The sequence below is a fragment of the Pseudomonas sp. GV085 genome, assembly GCF_003050925.1.
In the GTDB taxonomy this organism is placed as follows: Bacteria; Pseudomonadota; Gammaproteobacteria; order Pseudomonadales; family Pseudomonadaceae; genus Aquipseudomonas.
In genome coordinates, this window is the sequence record NZ_QAOV01000001.1 from 200,548 (window position 1) to 218,216 (window position 17,669).

Here is a 17,669-nt window from a genome sequence, read left to right on the forward strand (position 1 = left end):
AGCTTCCGATGCAAAAAAAGGCAGCCTGCGGGCTGCTTTTTTGTTGCCCGCGATTTATCTTCCCTGGCCGTATTGCCGGTCTTGCCTGAGCCTTTATGCCTGCCATTGATCATCCCCTGATTGACCAGTTTCTCGATGCTCTTTGGCTGGAGAAAGGTCTCTCCGATAACACTCGAGATGCCTATCGCAGTGACCTCGCGCTGTTCAACGGTTGGTTGCAGGAGAATGGGCTGGAGTTGATCAGCGCCGGGCGCGAGTTGATTCTCGACCACCTGGCCTGGCGCCTGGAGCAAAACTACAAGCCTCGTTCCACTGCGCGATTTCTCTCGGGTGTGCGTGGCTTTTATCGCTACTTGCTACGGGAAAAGTTGATTGCAGTCGATCCGACGTTACGCGTCGATATGCCGCAACTTGGCAGGCCGTTGCCAAAATCCTTGTCGGAAGCAGACGTGGAAGCGCTGCTGAAGGCGCCGGATCTGAGCGAAGCCATCGGTCAGCGCGACCGCGCCATGCTCGAAGTGCTTTACGCTTGCGGCTTGCGGGTGACCGAGCTGATCAGCCTCACCCTGGAACAGGTCAATTTGCGCCAGGGCGTGTTGCGAGTGATGGGCAAGGGCAGCAAGGAGCGACTGGTGCCAATGGGCGAGGAGGCGATTGTCTGGGTCGAGCGCTACATGCGTGATGCGCGCGGTGAACTGCTGGGCGGGCGTCCCAGCGATGTGTTGTTTCCGAGTCAGCGTGGCGAACAGATGACCAGGCAAACCTTCTGGCACCGGATCAAGCACCAGGCCAAGGTGGCCGGGATCGGCAAGTCGCTGTCGCCGCACACCTTGCGTCATGCCTTCGCCACACACCTGCTCAACCACGGTGCAGACCTGCGAGTGGTGCAGATGCTGTTGGGGCATAGCGACTTGTCGACGACCCAGATCTACACCCATGTTGCCCGTGCACGGTTGCAGGATCTGCATGCCAGGCACCATCCCAGAGGCTAACGCAAAACCTGTGGGAGCGAGCCTGCTCGCGAAGAGGCCGGCATATCCAATATTAATGACGCCTGACACACCGCATTCGCGAGCAGGCTCGCTCCCACAGGGGATTGTGTCGCGACAAATGTCTTGCATCAGGTGCATTCGGCCATGCGGACCTTATGTGATAGGCTGGACCGGTTTGCACGATGGGCGGTTATGACCCGGTGTTTCGGCACGGGCGTTCTGATCGTCCCATATGTTCGCCTTCAGGAGTTCTCATGCGTCTGACCCAGATTTTCGCCGCCGCAGCCATTGCGTTGGTCAGCACCTTTGCCGTCGCCGATGACGCGGCAGACAAAGCCATTCGTAAAAGCCTGGAAAGCCTCCAGCTCGAAGTGCCAGTGGAAAGCATCACCGCCAGCCCGTTGCCCGGCCTGTACGAAGTCAAGCTCAAAGGCAGCCGCGTGCTGTATGCCAGTGCCGACGGCCAGTACGTGGTTCAGGGCTACCTGTTCGATCTCAAGGACGGCAAGCCGGTCAACCTGACCGAGAAGACCGAGCGCCTGGGGATCTCCAAGCTGATCAACGACATCCCGGTTGCCGAAACCGTTGTCTACCCGGCCATTGGTGAAACCAAGTCGCACATCACCGTATTCACCGACACCACCTGCCCGTACTGCCACAAGCTCCACGCCGAAGTGCCTGAGCTGAACAAGCGCGGCATCGAAGTGCGTTACGTCGCGTTCCCGCGCCAGGGCCTGGGCTCGCCGGGTGACGAACAGCTGCAAGCGGTGTGGTGCTCGAAAGACAAGAAAGCGGCCATGGACAAAATGGTCGACGGCAAGGAAATCAAGGCCGCCAAGTGCGATAACCCGGTTTCCAAACAGTTCGCGCTCGGCCAGTCGATCGGCGTGAACGGCACACCGGCCATCGTTTTGGCCGACGGTCAGGTCATTCCGGGCTACCAGCCTGCGCCACAAGTCGCCAAACTGGCACTGGGCGTGAAGTAATTCGCATCGTCACGGCAAGCCTTGACGATCATGGTCCGGTAGCGACATTCGCCGGGCCATCAATAGAGAGCCGCGAGTCTGCGGTTGTTTTCACGGCCGGCCTCGAGTCGGCCGTTTTATGGGGAGTTCACAGTGAATCCGGTCAAAGTAGGCATCTGTGGGTTAGGGACCGTCGGTGGCGGTACCTTCAACGTACTTCAGCGCAACGCCGAGGAAATTGCTCGTCGTGCCGGGCGTGGGATCGAAGTGGCACAAATTGCCATGCGCACGCCAAAGCCTCAGTTCCAAACGACCGGTATTGCGATTACCAACGATGTCTTCGAAGTGGCCACGAACCCTGAGATCGACATCGTCATAGAGCTGATGGGCGGCTACACCGTTGCCCGCGAGCTGGTACTCAAGGCCATCGAGAATGGCAAGCATGTGGTCACCGCGAACAAGGCACTTATCGCCGTTCACGGTAATGAAATTTTCGCCAAGGCCCGCGAGAAGGGCGTGATCGTTGCGTTCGAAGCAGCGGTAGCCGGTGGTATTCCAGTGATCAAGGCGATCCGCGAAGGTCTGTCGGCCAACCGCATCAACTGGGTGGCCGGTATCATCAACGGCACCGGCAACTTCATCCTGACGGAAATGCGCGAGAAGGGTCGCACCTTCGAAGACGTATTGGCCGAAGCCCAGGCACTGGGTTACGCCGAAGCCGATCCGACCTTCGACGTCGAGGGTATCGACGCCGCTCACAAGCTGACGATCCTGGCGTCCATCGCGTTCGGTATCCCGCTGCAATTCGACAAGGCCTACACCGAAGGCATCACCAAGCTGACCACCGCCGACGTCAACTACGCCGAAGCGCTGGGCTACCGCATCAAGCACCTGGGCGTGGCGCGCAGCACCGCGGCCGGTATCGAACTGCGCGTGCACCCGACGCTGATCCCGGCCGATCGCCTGATCGCCAACGTCAACGGCGTGATGAACGCGGTGATGGTCAACGGCGATGCTGCCGGTTCGACCCTGTTCTACGGCGCCGGCGCCGGCATGGAACCGACCGCTTCGTCGGTGATCGCCGACCTGGTGGACGTGGTCCGCGCCATGACTTCCGACCCGGAAAACCGCGTACCGCACCTGGCGTTCCAGCCGGATTCGCTGTCGGCTCACCCGATCCTGCCGATCGAAGCCTGCGAAAGCGCCTACTACCTGCGTATTCAGGCCAAGGACCATCCGGGCGTACTGGCTCAGGTCGCGAGCATCCTCTCGGAGCGCGGCATCAACATCGAGTCGATCATGCAGAAGGAAGCCGAGGAGCACGACGGCCTGGTGCCGATGATCCTGCTGACCCACCGTGTGCTGGAGCAGCACATCAACGATGCCATCGCTGCTTTGGAAGCCTTGGCGGGTGTGGTCGGTCCGGTTGTACGGATCCGTGTCGAGCACCTGAACTAAGCCGATATCGTTGACCGGGCTCGCTTGCGGGCCCGGCACTACGAACACTGTCCATTGGAGTCAGTCATGCGTTACATCAGTACCCGCGGCCAGGCACCGGCCCTGAATTTCGAAGACGTCCTGCTGGCAGGTCTTGCCACCGACGGCGGTCTGTACGTCCCGGAAAACCTGCCACGATTCACCCAGGAAGAAATCGCTTCCTGGGCCGGCCTGCCGTATCACGAACTGGCTTTTCGCGTCATGCGCCCGTTCGTCACCGGCAGCATTCCGGATGCCGAGTTCAAGAAAATCCTTGAAGAAACCTACGGCGTATTTGCCCACAGCGCCGTTGCGCCGCTGCGTCAGCTGAACGGCAATGAATGGGTGCTGGAGCTTTTCCACGGCCCGACCCTGGCGTTCAAGGACTTCGCCCTGCAACTGCTCGGTCGTTTGCTCGACTACGTGCTGGAAAAGCGCGGCGAGCGCGTGGTGATCGTCGGCGCCACCTCCGGTGACACCGGCTCGGCCGCCATCGAAGGCTGCAAGCACTGCGAAAACGTCGACATCTTCATCCTGCACCCGCACAACCGGGTGTCCGAAGTGCAGCGTCGGCAGATGACCACCATCTTCGGTGAGAACATCCACAACATCGCCATCGAAGGCAACTTCGATGACTGCCAGGAAATGGTCAAGGCGAGCTTCGCCGACCAGGGTTTCCTCAAGGGCACGCGCCTGGTGGCGGTGAATTCGATCAACTGGGCGCGGATCATGGCCCAGATCGTTTACTACTTCCACGCATCTCTGCAACTGGGCGGCCCGGCACGTTCGGTGTCGTTCTCGGTGCCGACTGGCAATTTCGGCGACATCTTCGCCGGTTACCTGGCGCGCAACATGGGCCTGCCGATCAACCAGTTGATCGTCGCCACCAACCGCAACGACATCCTGCACCGCTTCATGAGCGGCAACCAGTACGTCAAGGAAACCCTGCACGCCACGCTGTCGCCGTCCATGGACATCATGGTGTCGTCGAACTTCGAGCGCTTGCTGTTCGACCTGCATGGTCGCAACGGCGCGTCCATCGCCGGGCTGATGGATTCGTTCAAGCAGGGCGGCGGTTTCAGCGTCGAGCCAGAGCGCTGGACCGAAGCCCGCAAGTTGTTCGACTCGCTGGCCGTGGATGACGCGCAAACCTGCGAAACCATCGCCGAAGTCTACGAGCAGACTGGCGAAGTGCTGGATCCACACACGGCCATCGGCGTGAAAGCTGCGCGGGAATGCCGTCGCAGCCTGGACATTCCAATGGTGATCCTGGGCACCGCCCACCCGGTCAAGTTCCCGGATGCCGTGGAAAAAGCCGGCGTAGGAAAAGAGCTCGAGCTGCCTGCACATCTTTCTGATTTGTTTGAACGAGACGAACGTTGCACCGTATTGCCAAATGACCTGAAGGCCGTGCAGGCCTTTGTCAGTCAGCATGGCAATCGCGGCAAGCCGCTGTAACCGGTCAGCGCTGTAACATTTTGAAGCCCGTCTCCTGACGGGCTTTTTCATTTCTGCGTGCACACTTGTCGTGTTATCGCCGCGAAGGGACAGGCGAATGGATCACCAAGGACGTGGGAATGCTGTTTACAAGTGTGTTCAAGCCAGCCGCACGCTGGCTGTTTTTATTCGGCATGCTGGGAATCGCCGAGTGGGGAGGGGCAAACCCTGCATCGATTCCGGAACGCGGGATGTCTGCCCCCCGCTCAAAGGTCGTGCTCAATGACCAGGAGTTGCAATGGATGGCCAGCCATCCACGGGTCGTGGTCACGGCACTGGAATATCCGTTGTACCTGTTCAAGGATGAACATGGCCAATGGACGGGCTTGAACAGTGACCTGCTCAAGCGCATCAGTGACATGACGGGGTTGCAGTTCGTTTACGAACAGTCTTTTTCCACCGATCAGATGCTGGCCCATCTGGAAAGCGGCGCGGCGAATTTGAGTACGACCCTGGCGATGAATGACGAACGCAAGGTATTTCTCGATTTCAGCCATGCGTTCGGCGGTGCCGGATGGGTCTTTGTCGGGCAGGCTGGGACGCCGCCGGTGCAGTCGCTGGAGGATATGGCGAAGCGGGTACTGGTGCTGCCGACCCGGCATGCACTGGAAGCGGTGATCCGTCGTGATTATCCGTCCATCGAATTGCGTTCGGTTAAAACCTACGCCGAAGCCCGTGCCTGGGTTGAAAGCGACGAAGCCTACGTCACCATCGAAAACGAAATCGGCGCCCAGCATTTTCCGTCGGGTCGGCTGCAGATCGGGGCTGTGGTGCCGGGCAAATGGGATGCGGATTATCTGACGTTGCGCAAAGGTCAGCCACAGTTGCTGAGTATCCTCAACAAGGCACTTGAGGCGTTTCCTGCGCAGGAGCTGCGCGACCTTCGCCTGAAGTGGTTCGGCGGCGCTACCGTGTCACAGCCGCCAGGCCTCTGGCAGCGGATTGACCAGTGGGTCTGCTGGGGGATGTTTGTGCTCAGCCTGTTCGGCCTGTTGTCCCTGCTCTGGAGTCGGCGGTTGGCGGTGGTGGTCAGGCAGCGGGTCGAGGCCCAAAGCAGTCTTCGCGATCAGCTCGCCTTCCAGCATGCCCTGATGGATGCCATGCCTGACCCGATGTTTGTCCGTGATCTGCAAGGGCGCTTGATCATGTGCAACAAAAGTTATGAGGACGCTTTGTCGACACGTTTTGACCGGATGCAGGGGCGGCAGTTGATCGAGGTCGACGTCATGCCCAGGCAAACCGCGGAACTGCTGCACGCCGAGTTTCTGGCGCAGTTGAGCACGCGCAGGACGCGCTTCTTCGAGCGTCAATTGATGTTCAAGGAAGGCGTCAGGGATATCTACCAGTGGACGGTGCCGTTTTACACAGCCGATGGCCAGCTACGAGGATTGTTGGGGGGCTGGGCCGACATCGCCCGACGTACCCGACAGACGTGATGGTTGCGTTTTTTCTCTGTCATGTTCGACGTGCATGCTCTCTTGACTGGGCTGCAGGTTCGCTTGCGGTCAGTATCCAGAACTTTCTTCTCGGGCCAGCGGTCATCTTTTTCAGGCATGCCCCAGGCACGTTGTTTCGGACTATTGAGTGGTGATCGGGATGGAAAGTATCAGTTTGTTGCTCGGTGAGGCGCTGAGCCCGTATCAGGTCACGTTGACCCCGTCAGGCATTCGTGGCGAATGCCGGGTAACCCTGAAGAATGCTATCGGCGCGACGGTGGTCGAGCGCGAGTTCAATCAGGTCCAGTTGGATGACAAACGGCTACTGACGGATGTGGTCGACGGTTTGCATCGCGACGTGCTGATCGCTGAAGGACGCCTTGAGCCTTGTGTCATCGCGGCATTGCGTAATGCGGCGCAGGACAAGCTTCTGGCCAGCCGCAATTGAAGGGATTTTTGTGGGAACCTTCCCGCGCCCAGGTCAGTCAGACTTTATAACAGCAGGATCAAGCATTGTGCTCCGGTGCTTGTAGCTTGCTGCTACTGGTCTCCAGGTAGACCACGTTTAACCCCGGGTCGTCTCCCCACTTCCCGGGGTTTCTTTTTGCCCGGGATTTGTCAGGGTTGCGCCAGATTGTCAAAAAACGCCTTGGTGTCTTTCAGGTAATCGCTGCGACTCTCTGGATCCAGCCAGGCGGCGTAGGCCTCGTCAAGGCGTTCACGGGGAAGGGGGCGCAGCACCTGGTTGATCTCGACAATGGCCTGCCGGCCCTTTGGCGTGTCGGTGCAGCCGATATAACCGGACAGGTATTGCAGTTCAGATGGCTCCGTCTTTGCGCAACTCTGCGATCTGTACCGCGTCATAGCCAAGTTCCTGGAGTACCTGTGCGTTGTGCTCACCCAGTTGTGGCCCGACCCATTCACATTCACCGGGTGTCTCCGAGAGTTTCGGCACAATGCCCGGCATCTTGAAGTCTTTGCCATCCGGCAGCTTGGCCTGCAGGAACATTTCCCGCGCCAGGTACTGAGGGTCATTGAACATGTCTTCGGCGCTGAAGATCCGGCTGGCCGGCACCTCGGCCTGATTGAGCCGCGCCAGCACCGTGTCCAGCGGCAACGAGTTGACCCAGCGATCGATGACGCCATAAATCTCGTCGCGTCGGGCATCGCGGCCATCGTTGCTGGCCAGCAGAGGATCGTTGGCCAGGTCTTCCCGGTCAATGATGAACATGAAACGTTTGAAAATCGCGTCGCCATTGGCGCCGATCTGCACGTGCTTGCCATCGGCGCTGGTGTGGATCGAGGACGGGGTGATGCCCGGCATGATGTTGCCCGTGCGTTCGCGAATGAAGCCGAACACGTCGAACTCAGGGACCATGCTTTCCATCATCGCGAAGATGGCTTCGTACAGCGCCACGTCCACCACTTGCCCCTGGCCACCGTTGACCTCGCGATGACGCAGGGCCATCAGTGCGCCGATCACGCCCCAGAGCGCGGCAATCGAGTCGCCGATGGAAATGCCGGTGCGCACCGGTGGCCGGTCTTCGAAGCCGGTGATGTAGCGCAGACCGCCCATGGATTCACCGACCGCACCAAAGCCGGGCTGATCTTTCATCGGACCGGTCTGGCCGAAACCCGACAGCCGCACCATGACCAGTTTCGGGTTCAAGGCGTGCAGGACGTCCCAGCCCAGGCCGAGTTTCTCCAGGACGCCGGGACGAAAGTTTTCGATCAGAATGTCTGCTTCACCCAGCAGCTGTTTCAGGATCGCCTGACCGTCGGGGTGTTTGAGATTGAGGGTCAGGGACTTTTTATTGCGGGCCTGGACGAACCACCACAACGAAGTGCCTTCATACAACTTGCGCCATTTGCGCAATGGGTCACCGCCGTCCGGAGACTCAACCTTGATCACATCGGCACCGAATTCAGCGCAGATACGCGAAGCAAACGGGCCGGCAATCAAGGTACCCAATTCGATGACTTTCAGACCGGAAAGCGGTTTGGCGGTGAGCGGCATGCGGGATCCTGCAGGACAAAGGATGAGCGAGTACAGCGTTTTAACATAGCCGACTGTCAGGCGCTTCAGGTTGATTACCTTCAATTCGTGGATTGCCTTGCGCATCGGTTAGACTTGCCGCCTTTCCTCGTATCAAGAAGCCCGTTCATGGCCCAGCCGTCCACGACCTACAAGTTTGAACTGAACCTCACCGACCTTGACCGCAGCGTCTATGAGAGCGTGAAGCAGACCATCGCCCGTCACCCTTCGGAAACCGAAGAGCGCATGACCGTGCGCCTGCTAGCCTACGCCCTCTGGTACAACGAGCAGCTGTCGTTTGGCCGTGGTCTGTCGGAAGTGGATGAACCTGCCTTGTGGGAAAAAAGCCTGGATGACCGCGTCCTGCACTGGATCGAAGTCGGCCAGCCCGATGCCGAGCGCCTGACCTGGTGCTCGCGCCGCACTGAACGTACCAGCCTGCTGGCCTATGGCAGCCTGCGCGTGTGGGAAGGCAAAGTGGTGCCGGCGGTGAAAAACCTGAAGAACGTCAACATCGCTGCCGTGCCCCAGGAAGTCCTGGAAATCCTGGCCAAAGACATGCCCCGCGTTATCAAGTGGGACGTGATGATCAGCGAAGGGACGATCTTCGTCACCGACGACCGTGGACAGCACGAAGTCCAGTTGCAGTGGCTGGCCGGTGAGCGCGGCTGATTTTTCGCCGCTTTAGCGCATCACCCGGTTTTATCCTACGTATTGAAGAGAAGCATCTTTCACCCCATGCGCATCGAACCTCGCCTGCTGCCCGACACCCTGCCATTCCTCGGTGATATTCCGCCCCTGCTGACCCGCCTGTACGCGGCGCGGGGTGTGCAATCCGAGGCAGAACTGGACAAGAGCCTGGCGCGGTTGATTCCGTTCCAGCAGCTCAAGGGCATCGATGCCGCCGTGGATCTGCTGGTGGCGGCGCTCGAACAGCGTCAGCGCATTCTGATCGTCGGCGACTTCGATGCCGACGGCGCGACGGCCAGTACCGTGGGCACGCTGGGCCTGCGTTTGCTGGGCGCGGCGCATGTCGATTATCTGGTGCCAAACCGTTTCGACTACGGCTACGGCCTGACACCGGAGATCGTCGAAGTGGCGCTTGAGCGTCAGCCGCATTTGCTGATCACCGTCGACAACGGCATCTCCAGCGTCGAAGGCGTGGCTGCGGCGAAAAAGGCCGGGCTCAAGGTGCTCGTCACCGACCACCACTTGCCCGGTGACGAGCTGCCGCTGGCCGATGCCATCGTCAATCCGAACCAGCCCGGTTGCGAGTTTCCGAGCAAGGCGCTGGCCGGTGTCGGGGTGATTTTCTATGTGCTGATGGCCCTGCGTGCGCGGTTGCGCGAACTTGGCTGGTACACGAGCAAGCCGCAGCCGAATATCGGCGAACTGCTCGATCTGGTGGCCTTGGGCAGCGTGGCCGACGTGGTGCCGCTGGATGCCAACAACCGGATTCTGGTGCATCAGGGCCTGGAACGGATTCGCGCCGGACGTGCCCGACCGGGGATCAAAGCGATCCTCGAAGTGGCCAAGCGTGACCACACACGCATCACTTCCACCGACCTGGGCTTCATCGTCGGCCCGCGCCTGAACGCGGCGGGGCGCCTGGATGACATGAGTCTGGGCATCGAATGCCTGCTGACCGACGACGCCGGTCTGGCCCGTGAAATGGCTGCTCAATTGGACGGCATGAACCAGGATCGCAAATCCATCGAGCAGGGCATGCAGCGCGAAGCGCTGGCGCAGCTCAAGGATCTGCCGGTGGAGTCGATGCCGTTCGGCTTGTGCCTGTTCGATCCCGAGTGGCATCAGGGCGTCATCGGTATCCTCGCATCACAGATGAAGGAGCGCTATTTCCGCCCGACCATCGCCTTTGCCGATGCCGGAGATGGCCTGCTCAAGGGCTCGGGGCGTTCGGTCCAGGGCTTTCACATCCGCGACGCCCTGAGCGTGGTGGCGGCGCAGCATCCGAATCTGATCACCAAGTACGGCGGCCACGCGATGGCGGCCGGCCTGACGCTGCCGGAAGCGAATTTCCCCTTGTTCGCCGAAGCCTTTGACGCTGAAGTGCGCCGGCAGATGCGCGAAGAAGACCTGACTGGCCGCCTGTTGTCGGACGGCACCCTGGCGGTGGAAGAGTTCCACCTGGAACTGGCCCGTGCCCTGCGGCATGCCGGTCCTTGGGGGCAGCACTTCCCGGAACCGTTGTTTCATGGGGTGTTCCAGTTGGTCGAGCAGCGGGTCGTGGGCGAACGGCACCTTAAAGTCGTGCTGAAAAGTGAATGTGGTTCGGTGAAACTCGACGGCATTGCCTTCGGGATCGACCGCGACATCTGGCCGAATCCGACCATCAAGTGGGTGGAACTGGCCTACAAGCTCGACCTCAACGAGTTTCGTGGCAACGAGACGGTCCAGCTGATGATTGCCCACATCGAACCGCGTTGATCCGACACCTGTAGGAGCGAGCTCGCTCGCGATGGGCGTGAACGATGGCGCTGGGGACCTGATACCCCGCGGTGTCCTGTCGTCCATCGCGAGCGAGCTCGCTCCTACAAGGGGGCGACATCTCTCGATGTCGACTAGGCTCTAAACACTGCTTGATTTTAGCCTTGTGACGTCTTGTCGAATTTTTTGCCCGCGGGGGCGGGTGCTGTACCTTTTTCCTGTCACTCGTCGACTATTCAAACAGAACCTGGAGCCTGCCCACTGATTCGAGAGGTGCCCCATGAGTCTGCTGCTTGAACCCTTTACCCTTCGCCAATTGACCCTGCCCAACCGCATCGCGGTATCGCCGATGTGCCAGTACTCCAGCACCGACGGTCTGGCCAATGACTGGCACCTGGTCCACCTCGGCAGCCGTGCTGTCGGCGGGGCCGGGCTGGTGTTTACCGAAGCCACGGCGGTCACCGCCGACGGGCGTATCACCGCTCAGGACCTCGGTCTGTGGAATGACGAGCAGATCGAACCCCTGCAACGCATCACCCGCTTCATCAACGCCCAGGGCGCCGTTGCCGGCATTCAACTGGCCCATGCCGGGCGTAAGGCCAGCACCTACCGGCCATGGCTCGGCAAACATGGCAGCGTCAAACCCGGCGAGGGCGGCTGGGTGCCGGTCGGACCTTCACCGATTGCTTTTGATCCACAACACACACAACCCAGGCAGTTGGATGACGCTGAGATCGCCAAGGTCATCCAGGCCTTTGTCGATGCGGCAAAGCGCTCGCTAAAGGCCGGTTTCAAGGTGGTAGAAGTGCACGCCGCCCATGGTTACCTGCTGCATCAGTTCCTGTCGCCATTGAGCAATCAGCGGCGCGATCAATATGGCGGTTCATTCGAAAATCGCATTCGGCTGGTGTTGCAGGTCACCGAAGCGGTGCGTGCGGTGTGGCCTGAAGAATTTCCGGTGTTTGTCCGGGTATCGGCCACCGACTGGGTGGAGGACGGCTGGAACCCCGATGAAACCGTGGAACTCGCCCGTCGCCTCAAGGCCCAGGGAGTGGACCTGATCGACGTCTCGTCGGGCGGGACGGCGGTGAATGCCGAAATTCCCACAGGCCCTGGTTACCAGACCCGCTTCGCCGAACGTGTGCGCAAGGAGTCGGGCATGGCCACCGGCACGGTTGGCATGATCACCGAGCCGGCACAGGCCGAGCACATCCTGCGCACCTGTCAGGCGGACATCATCTTCCTGGCCCGTGAGTTGTTGCGCGACCCGTACTGGGCGCTGCATGCAGATGACGATCTGGGCGGGCACAAGGCCGTGTGGCCGGCGCAGTATCAGCGGGCGACTCACCGTGAGCAGCCGATTCACGAATCGGATTTGCGTGACTGAAATCCATCGATACGAAAAAGCCCCTGAATCGCGAGATTCAGGGGCTTTTGTTTGTGCCGTGATCGATCAGGCCGCTTCGATCTTGCTGCGGTTCTGTTCGACCTTGTTCAGGTAGTCCTTGAGCTTTTCCTGTTCGGCCGCCGTCGTGAACAAGCCGAGCTTGCTGCGACGCCAGAGGATGTCGTGGGCGCTGGTGGCCCATTCTTCGCTGCACAGATAGTCGACTTCACGGGTGTAGAGACCGCCGCCGATGTGCTCGCCCATATCGCTGAGGTCCTGTACGCCTTCGAGCATGCGCCAGGTGCGGCTGCCGTAGGTGGTGGCCCAGCGGCGAGCGATCTCGCTCGGTACCCAGTCGAATATGTCGCGGATACGCGAGCTCAAGGCCTGCGGGGTGGTCATGTCTTCACCGCCCGGCAGCGTGGCGCTGGCGGTCCAGCTTGGCTTGATGTGCTTGAAGTACGGTGCCAGTTGTGTCAGTGCCGACTCGGCCAGTTTGCGATAGGTGGTGAGCTTGCCGCCGAACACCGACAGCAACGGCGCCTCTTCGCCGGTGCCAGACAGCGCCAGGGTGTAATCACGGGTCACGGCGGACGGGTTGTCGGATTCGTCGTTGCACAGTGGGCGCACGCCGGAATAGCTGTGCAGGATGTCGTCGCGACTGATTTGCTTTTTGAAATGGGCGTTGACCACGTTCAACAGGTAATCGGTTTCGCCGTCGGTAATTGCCACCTTCGCCGGATCGCCGGTGTACTCGCGGTCGGTGGTACCGATCAGGGTGAAGTGATTCAGGTACGGAATGGTGAACACGATGCGCTGATCTTCGTTCTGCAGGATGTGCGCGTGCTCTCCTTCGTACAGTTTCGGCACGATCAGGTGGCTGCCCTGGATCAGGCGGATGCCGTATGGCGATTCCATCTTCAGGTCATCGCGAATGAACCTGGCGACCCATGGCCCGGCCGCGTTCACCAATGCTTTGGCGCGGATCGAAAACAGGCTGCCATTGGCGCGCTCCAGATGCAGGTGCCACAGGCCCTTGGTACGGCGAGCGCTGACGCAGCGGGTCTGGGTGTGAACGTGGGCGCCTTGTTCCCGGGCGGCCATGGCGTTCAACACCACCAGGCGCGCGTCGTCGACCCAGCAATCGGAGTATTCGAAGCCCTTGGTGATCTCGCTTTTGAGCGCGCTGTCGGGGCCGAACTTCAGGCTTTTCGAACCTTCCAGCTGCTCGCGCTTGCCCAGGTTGTCATAGAGAAACAGGCCGGCGCGAATCATCCACGCCGGGCGCAGGTGCGGGCGGTGCGGCAATACGAAACGCATTTGCTTGACGATGTGCGGAGCCTTGGCCAGCAGTACTTCACGTTCGGCCAAGGCTTCACGCACCAGGCGGAATTCGTAATGTTCGAGGTAGCGCAGGCCACCGTGAATCAGCTTGCTGCTGGCCGACGAGGTATGGCTGGCCAGGTCATCCTTTTCGCAAAGGAACACCGAGAGACCGCGACCGGCGGCATCCGCGGCAATTCCCACGCCATTGATCCCGCCACCGATGACGGCGATATCGTAAACCTCGGCGAGAGGGGGCATGGACAAGTTGGAATTGGGCATCGGCTCGGCCTCGGAATTCTTTGAAGTTCTGTATTTGAATTCGAACATTAATGTTCATTTTCGAAAATACTAGCCCATAAAGAAGCGCACAGCCAGTCAGCTTCGATTGAAAATACTCATCGAAGGGCCGTTAAAGGAAAATATACGAACATAAAAGCAAAAGATCGCAGCCTTCGGCAGCCCCTACGGATGCACTCAAACCTGTAGGAGCTGCCGAAGGCTGCGATCTTTTAAGACTGGAAAGGGCTTAAACGACTTCCAGCCGAACCTTGTGCTGGTTCAGCAGTTGCGCCAGCGCCGGGGAAGGCTGCTGATCGGTGACCAGGCAATCGACGAGGCTGATCGGCCCCAGGCGAATCATGGCGTTGCGTCCGAATTTGCTGGAGTCGGCCGCGAGGATCACTTGTCGGGCATTGGCGATGATCGCCTGGGATACCCGCACTTCCTGATAATCGAAGTCCAGCAGGCTGCCGTCCTCATCGATACCACTGATGCCGACCAGGGCGAAATCGACCTTGAACTGGTTGATGAAGTCGACACTGGCCTGACCGACCACGCCGCCGTCACGCCGTACATTGCCACCGGTCAGCAGCACGTCGAAGTCGTCCTTGGCGCTGAGCATCGAAGCCACATGCAGGTTGTTGGTGATGATTTTCAGGTGACTGTGGTTGAGCAGTGCCCGGGCAATGGATTCGGTGGTCGTGCCGATGTTGATGAACAACGAGGCATGGTCGGGAATCTGTGCGGCAATGGCTTCGCCGATACGCTGTTTTTCGTCGCGCATCTGATCGGCGCGCATGGCGTAGGCGGTGTTTTCGACACTGGAATCATAGGCGGCGCCACCGTGGTAGCGACGCAACAAGTTGGCTTCAGCGAGCTGATTGATGTCGCGGCGGATGGTCTGCGGGGTAACTACGAACAGAGCGGCCATTTCCTCGATACTGACATAGCCACGTTCGCGGACCAGTTCGAGGATTTGCTGCTGACGGGGAGGCAGATTCATGGGGCGTCCTTTGGGCTGCCGTGCAAAATTTGCCCATGATGCCGCAGGAATCCGCTCCCTACCAGTTACATACAGATACGGGGACTGGAGTTAGCTTATTCAGCCTCGTCCTCAGCCGCCCAATCGCGGGTGCGACTGACCGCTTTTTTCCAGCCAGCGTAGAGTTTTTCCTTTGCGGCTTCGTCCAGTGTCGGCTCGAACTGGCGTTCGATCACGGCCTTGCCACGCAACTCTTCCAGGCTGCCCCAGAAGCCACAGGCCAGGCCTGCCAGGTAAGCCGCACCCAGCGCCGTGGTTTCGCGCATTTGCGGACGCTCGACCTGGGTGCCGAGGATGTCGGCCTGGAACTGCATGAGGAAATTGTTGGCCACTGCGCCGCCGTCCACACGCAGAGCTTTCAGACGCTCCCCAGAGTCTTGCTGCATGGCGTCCAGCACGTCGCGGGTCTGGTAGGCAATCGATTCCAGCGCGGCCCGAATGATGTGATCCACGCGTACGCCGCGGGTCAGGCCGAACAAGGCGCCACGGGCGTACGGGTCCCAGTAGGGGGCGCCAAGACCGGTAAAGGCCGGCACCAGGTACACGCCGTTGCTGTCCTTGACCTTGTTGGCGAAGTATTCGGTGTCGTGGGCGTCGTTGATGATCTTCAGTTCGTCACGCAGCCATTGCACGGTGGAGCCGCCGTTGAACACCGCACCTTCCAGGGCATAGGCCACTTCGCCACGCGGGCCGCAGGCGATGGTGGTCAGCATGCCGTGTCGGGATTTCACGGCTTTGTCGCCAGTGTTCATCAACAGGAAGCAGCCAGTGCCGTAGGTGTTTTTCGCCTGGCCTGGCTCGACACACATCTGGCCGAACAGAGCGGCTTGCTGGTCACCGGCAATGCCGCCGATGGCGATTCCGCTTTTGGTGTGGCCGTAGATCTCGGACGACGATTTGACTTGCGGGAGCATCTCACGCGGGATGTCGAGGACTTCCAGCATCTTCGCGTCCCACTCCAGGGTGTGGATGTTGAAGAGCATGGTGCGCGAAGCGTTGGTGTAGTCGGTGACATGCACCTTGCCGCCGGTAAATTTCCAGATCAACCAGCTGTCGACGGTGCCGAACAGCAGCTCACCGTTGCGCGCGCGTTCGCGGCTGCCTTCGACGTTGTCGAGGATCCACTTGAGCTTGGTGCCGGAGAAGTACGGGTCGGTGACCAGGCCGGTGGTGTCGCTGATGTATTGCTCGTGGCCATCGCGCTTGAGTTGCTGGCAGATCTCGGTGCTGCGTCGGCATTGCCAGACGATGGCGTTGTAGATCGGGCGGCCGGTGTTCTTGTCCCAGACCACAGTGGTTTCGCGCTGGTTGGTGATGCCGATGGCTGCTACCTGGTCGTGGTGCAGGCCGGCTTGTGCCAGGGCCTCGACCATCACGGCGCTTTGGGTGGCGAAGATCTCCATCGGGTCATGCTCGACCCAACCGGCTTGCGGGTAGTGCTGTGCGAACTCCCGTTGGGCGGTGCAGACCACGTTCGCGTCGCGGTCGAAAATGATCGCGCGGGAGCTGGTCGTACCCTGATCGAGGGCAATGATGTAGTTCTTATTCTGTGTGTCGGTCATGTCGATTGCCTTGGACGAAATAAGGGAGTGAGGTCTGGCGCGTGATCAAAGGGCAGGGGCACGCGCCAACGGTATCAAGAAGTTCTGGGTTTGCCGTCAATGGCAGCTGTTGCATCCTTTGTAGCAGGTACAGCGCCGTGCAGATGGCGGGCAATCAGCCCGCGATAGGCGGCGGCGCCGAGGCAGGCACCGACAATCGGTGCAAAAACAGGAATCAGGAAATACGGAATATCGCGTCCGCCGGTGAAGGAAATTTCACCCCAGCCAGCGAAGAAAGTCATCAGTTTAGGGCCGAAGTCCCGCGCAGGGTTCATGGCAAAACCGGTCAGCGGTCCCATCGAGCTGCCGATTACCGCAATCAGCAGGCCGATCAGCAGCGGTGCCAACGGGCCTTTGGGCAGGCCGTTGTTGTCATCGGTCAGGGACATGATCACGCCCATCAGGATGGCCGTGATGATCACCTCGACCAGAAACGCCTGGGCAGTGGTCAGTACAGGATTCGGGAAGGTAGAGAACACCGATGCGAGTTCAAGGCTGGCTTGAGTGCCACGCACCATATGATGAGTTTGTTCGAATTCGAAGAATAGATTGCTGTAAAGCGTGTAAACCAACAACGCTCCACAGAAGGCACCTGCCACCTGGGCGAGTACGTAGAAAGGCAATTTACGTTTTTCGAAGTCCGCGAAAATGCTCAGGGCAATGCTGACGGCAGGGTTCAGATGAGCTCCGGAAACTCCGGCGGTGAGGTAGATCGCCATGCTGACACCGACGCCCCAGATAATGCTGATTTCCCACAAGCCAAAACTGGCACCCGCGACTTTGAGCGCGGCAACACAACCTGTACCAAAAAAGATCAGCAGCGCCGTACCCAGAAACTCGGCCATGCATTGGCTCGAGAGCGACGGTTGTTGTAAAGCAGTTGTCATTGAAACCTCATTTTTTTTGTTGTGTGGCGCTTTTTCCCATCATGGTCGGAGCGCGGTTTTCGCCGAGGCAGGATCCCCATCCTGGTCGCGGTTTTCTGCTGGGTGCAGCGGTAGGACGTTTCGTGCAGTTTCAGAAACGAAAAAATATAGACAAGAAACGCTGATGTCAAAGGTCGAAAGTGAACCATCGGTCACAAAAAAACTATTCGTTGCATGAATGAACGAGTCATTGCGCAATGGGATGGCCAGGCAATGGCGTTATGGATGCGCTGCCCTGGAGCCTTTTAGCGATCAATGT

Annotated in this window: 15 protein-coding genes and 1 pseudogene; 10 read left to right on the forward strand and 6 right to left on the reverse strand. The window is 59.7% G+C overall.

Annotation, left to right across the window (positions count from 1 at the left end; all coding sequences use genetic code 11):
* Window positions 1–95: 95 nt before the first annotated feature.
* From xerD to C8K63_RS00975, 6 genes are all read left to right on the forward strand, one after another.
* Window positions 96–992, forward strand: a complete 897-nt coding sequence (gene xerD, locus C8K63_RS00945; RefSeq protein ID WP_108214984.1) for a site-specific tyrosine recombinase XerD — start codon at window positions 96–98, stop codon at window positions 990–992.
* A gap of 254 nt (window positions 993–1,246) precedes the next feature.
* Complete coding sequence (dsbC, locus tag C8K63_RS00955) at window positions 1,247–1,978, forward strand: bifunctional protein-disulfide isomerase/oxidoreductase DsbC (RefSeq protein WP_108214985.1); 732 nt, start codon at window positions 1,247–1,249, stop codon at window positions 1,976–1,978.
* Between the two features lie 132 nt (window positions 1,979–2,110).
* Complete coding sequence (locus C8K63_RS00960) at window positions 2,111–3,415, forward strand: homoserine dehydrogenase (protein ID WP_108214986.1); 1,305 nt, start codon at window positions 2,111–2,113, stop codon at window positions 3,413–3,415.
* A 66-nt stretch (window positions 3,416–3,481) separates the two neighbouring features.
* Window positions 3,482–4,891 carry a threonine synthase gene (gene thrC / locus C8K63_RS00965; RefSeq protein ID WP_108214987.1) on the forward strand — a complete coding sequence of 470 codons (1,410 nt, stop codon included), beginning with the start codon at window positions 3,482–3,484 and terminating at the stop codon, window positions 4,889–4,891.
* Window positions 4,892–5,010: 119 nt separating this feature from the next.
* The gene (locus tag C8K63_RS00970) at window positions 5,011–6,366 is read left to right on the forward strand and encodes a transporter substrate-binding domain-containing protein (RefSeq protein WP_108214988.1); all 1,356 of its coding nucleotides are present in this window, start codon (window positions 5,011–5,013) and stop codon (window positions 6,364–6,366) included.
* 160 nt (window positions 6,367–6,526) lie between these two features.
* Complete coding sequence (locus C8K63_RS00975; RefSeq protein ID WP_108214989.1) at window positions 6,527–6,814, forward strand: DUF3509 domain-containing protein; 288 nt, start codon at window positions 6,527–6,529, stop codon at window positions 6,812–6,814.
* 170 nt (window positions 6,815–6,984) lie between these two features.
* On the opposite strand, the pseudogene C8K63_RS00980 reads toward C8K63_RS00975, so the two are convergent.
* Window positions 6,985–7,179 (reverse strand): annotated as a pseudogene (locus C8K63_RS00980) (hypothetical protein); the annotation flags it as partial.
* 4 nt (window positions 7,180–7,183) lie between these two features.
* Entirely contained in the window at window positions 7,184–8,383 is a 1,200-nt protein-coding gene (locus C8K63_RS00985) for a CaiB/BaiF CoA-transferase family protein (RefSeq protein ID WP_108215465.1), read from the reverse strand.
* 147 nt (window positions 8,384–8,530) lie between these two features.
* Here C8K63_RS00985 and C8K63_RS00990 point away from each other — a divergent pair, with 147 nt between their 5' ends.
* From C8K63_RS00990 to C8K63_RS01000, 3 genes are all read left to right on the forward strand, one after another.
* Window positions 8,531–9,073, forward strand: a complete 543-nt coding sequence (locus C8K63_RS00990) for a YaeQ family protein (RefSeq protein ID WP_108214990.1) — start codon at window positions 8,531–8,533, stop codon at window positions 9,071–9,073.
* Window positions 9,074–9,139: 66 nt separating this feature from the next.
* The gene (recJ, locus tag C8K63_RS00995; protein ID WP_108214991.1) at window positions 9,140–10,849 is read left to right on the forward strand and encodes a single-stranded-DNA-specific exonuclease RecJ; all 1,710 of its coding nucleotides are present in this window, start codon (window positions 9,140–9,142) and stop codon (window positions 10,847–10,849) included.
* 280 nt (window positions 10,850–11,129) lie between these two features.
* Window positions 11,130–12,236 carry an NADH:flavin oxidoreductase/NADH oxidase gene (locus tag C8K63_RS01000; protein WP_108214992.1) on the forward strand — a complete coding sequence of 369 codons (1,107 nt, stop codon included), beginning with the start codon at window positions 11,130–11,132 and terminating at the stop codon, window positions 12,234–12,236.
* 66 nt (window positions 12,237–12,302) lie between these two features.
* Here C8K63_RS01000 and glpD read toward each other — a convergent pair whose 3' ends face one another.
* From glpD to C8K63_RS01020, 4 genes are all read right to left on the reverse strand, one after another.
* Window positions 12,303–13,841: a glycerol-3-phosphate dehydrogenase gene (glpD, locus tag C8K63_RS01005; RefSeq protein WP_108215466.1), complete on the reverse strand. Its 1,539-nt coding sequence runs from the start codon at window positions 13,839–13,841 to the stop codon at window positions 12,303–12,305.
* 247 nt (window positions 13,842–14,088) lie between these two features.
* Window positions 14,089–14,844: a DeoR/GlpR family transcriptional regulator gene (locus C8K63_RS01010; protein WP_108214993.1), complete on the reverse strand. Its 756-nt coding sequence runs from the start codon at window positions 14,842–14,844 to the stop codon at window positions 14,089–14,091.
* Between the two features lie 95 nt (window positions 14,845–14,939).
* Window positions 14,940–16,445 (reverse strand): glycerol kinase GlpK, encoded by a 1,506-nt coding sequence (gene glpK / locus C8K63_RS01015; RefSeq protein ID WP_108214994.1) that lies wholly within the window; start codon window positions 16,443–16,445, stop codon window positions 14,940–14,942.
* 74 nt (window positions 16,446–16,519) lie between these two features.
* Complete coding sequence (locus C8K63_RS01020) at window positions 16,520–17,317, reverse strand: MIP/aquaporin family protein (RefSeq protein WP_256594888.1); 798 nt, start codon at window positions 17,315–17,317, stop codon at window positions 16,520–16,522.
* Between C8K63_RS01020 and C8K63_RS30660 the strand changes: the two genes are divergently transcribed.
* A complete protein-coding gene (locus C8K63_RS30660) occupies window positions 17,202–17,588 on the forward strand; it encodes a hypothetical protein (protein WP_256594891.1) in 387 nt (128 codons plus the stop codon). The two genes, C8K63_RS01020 and C8K63_RS30660, sit on opposite strands and share 116 nt — an antisense overlap.
* Window positions 17,589–17,669: the final 81 nt, after the last annotated feature.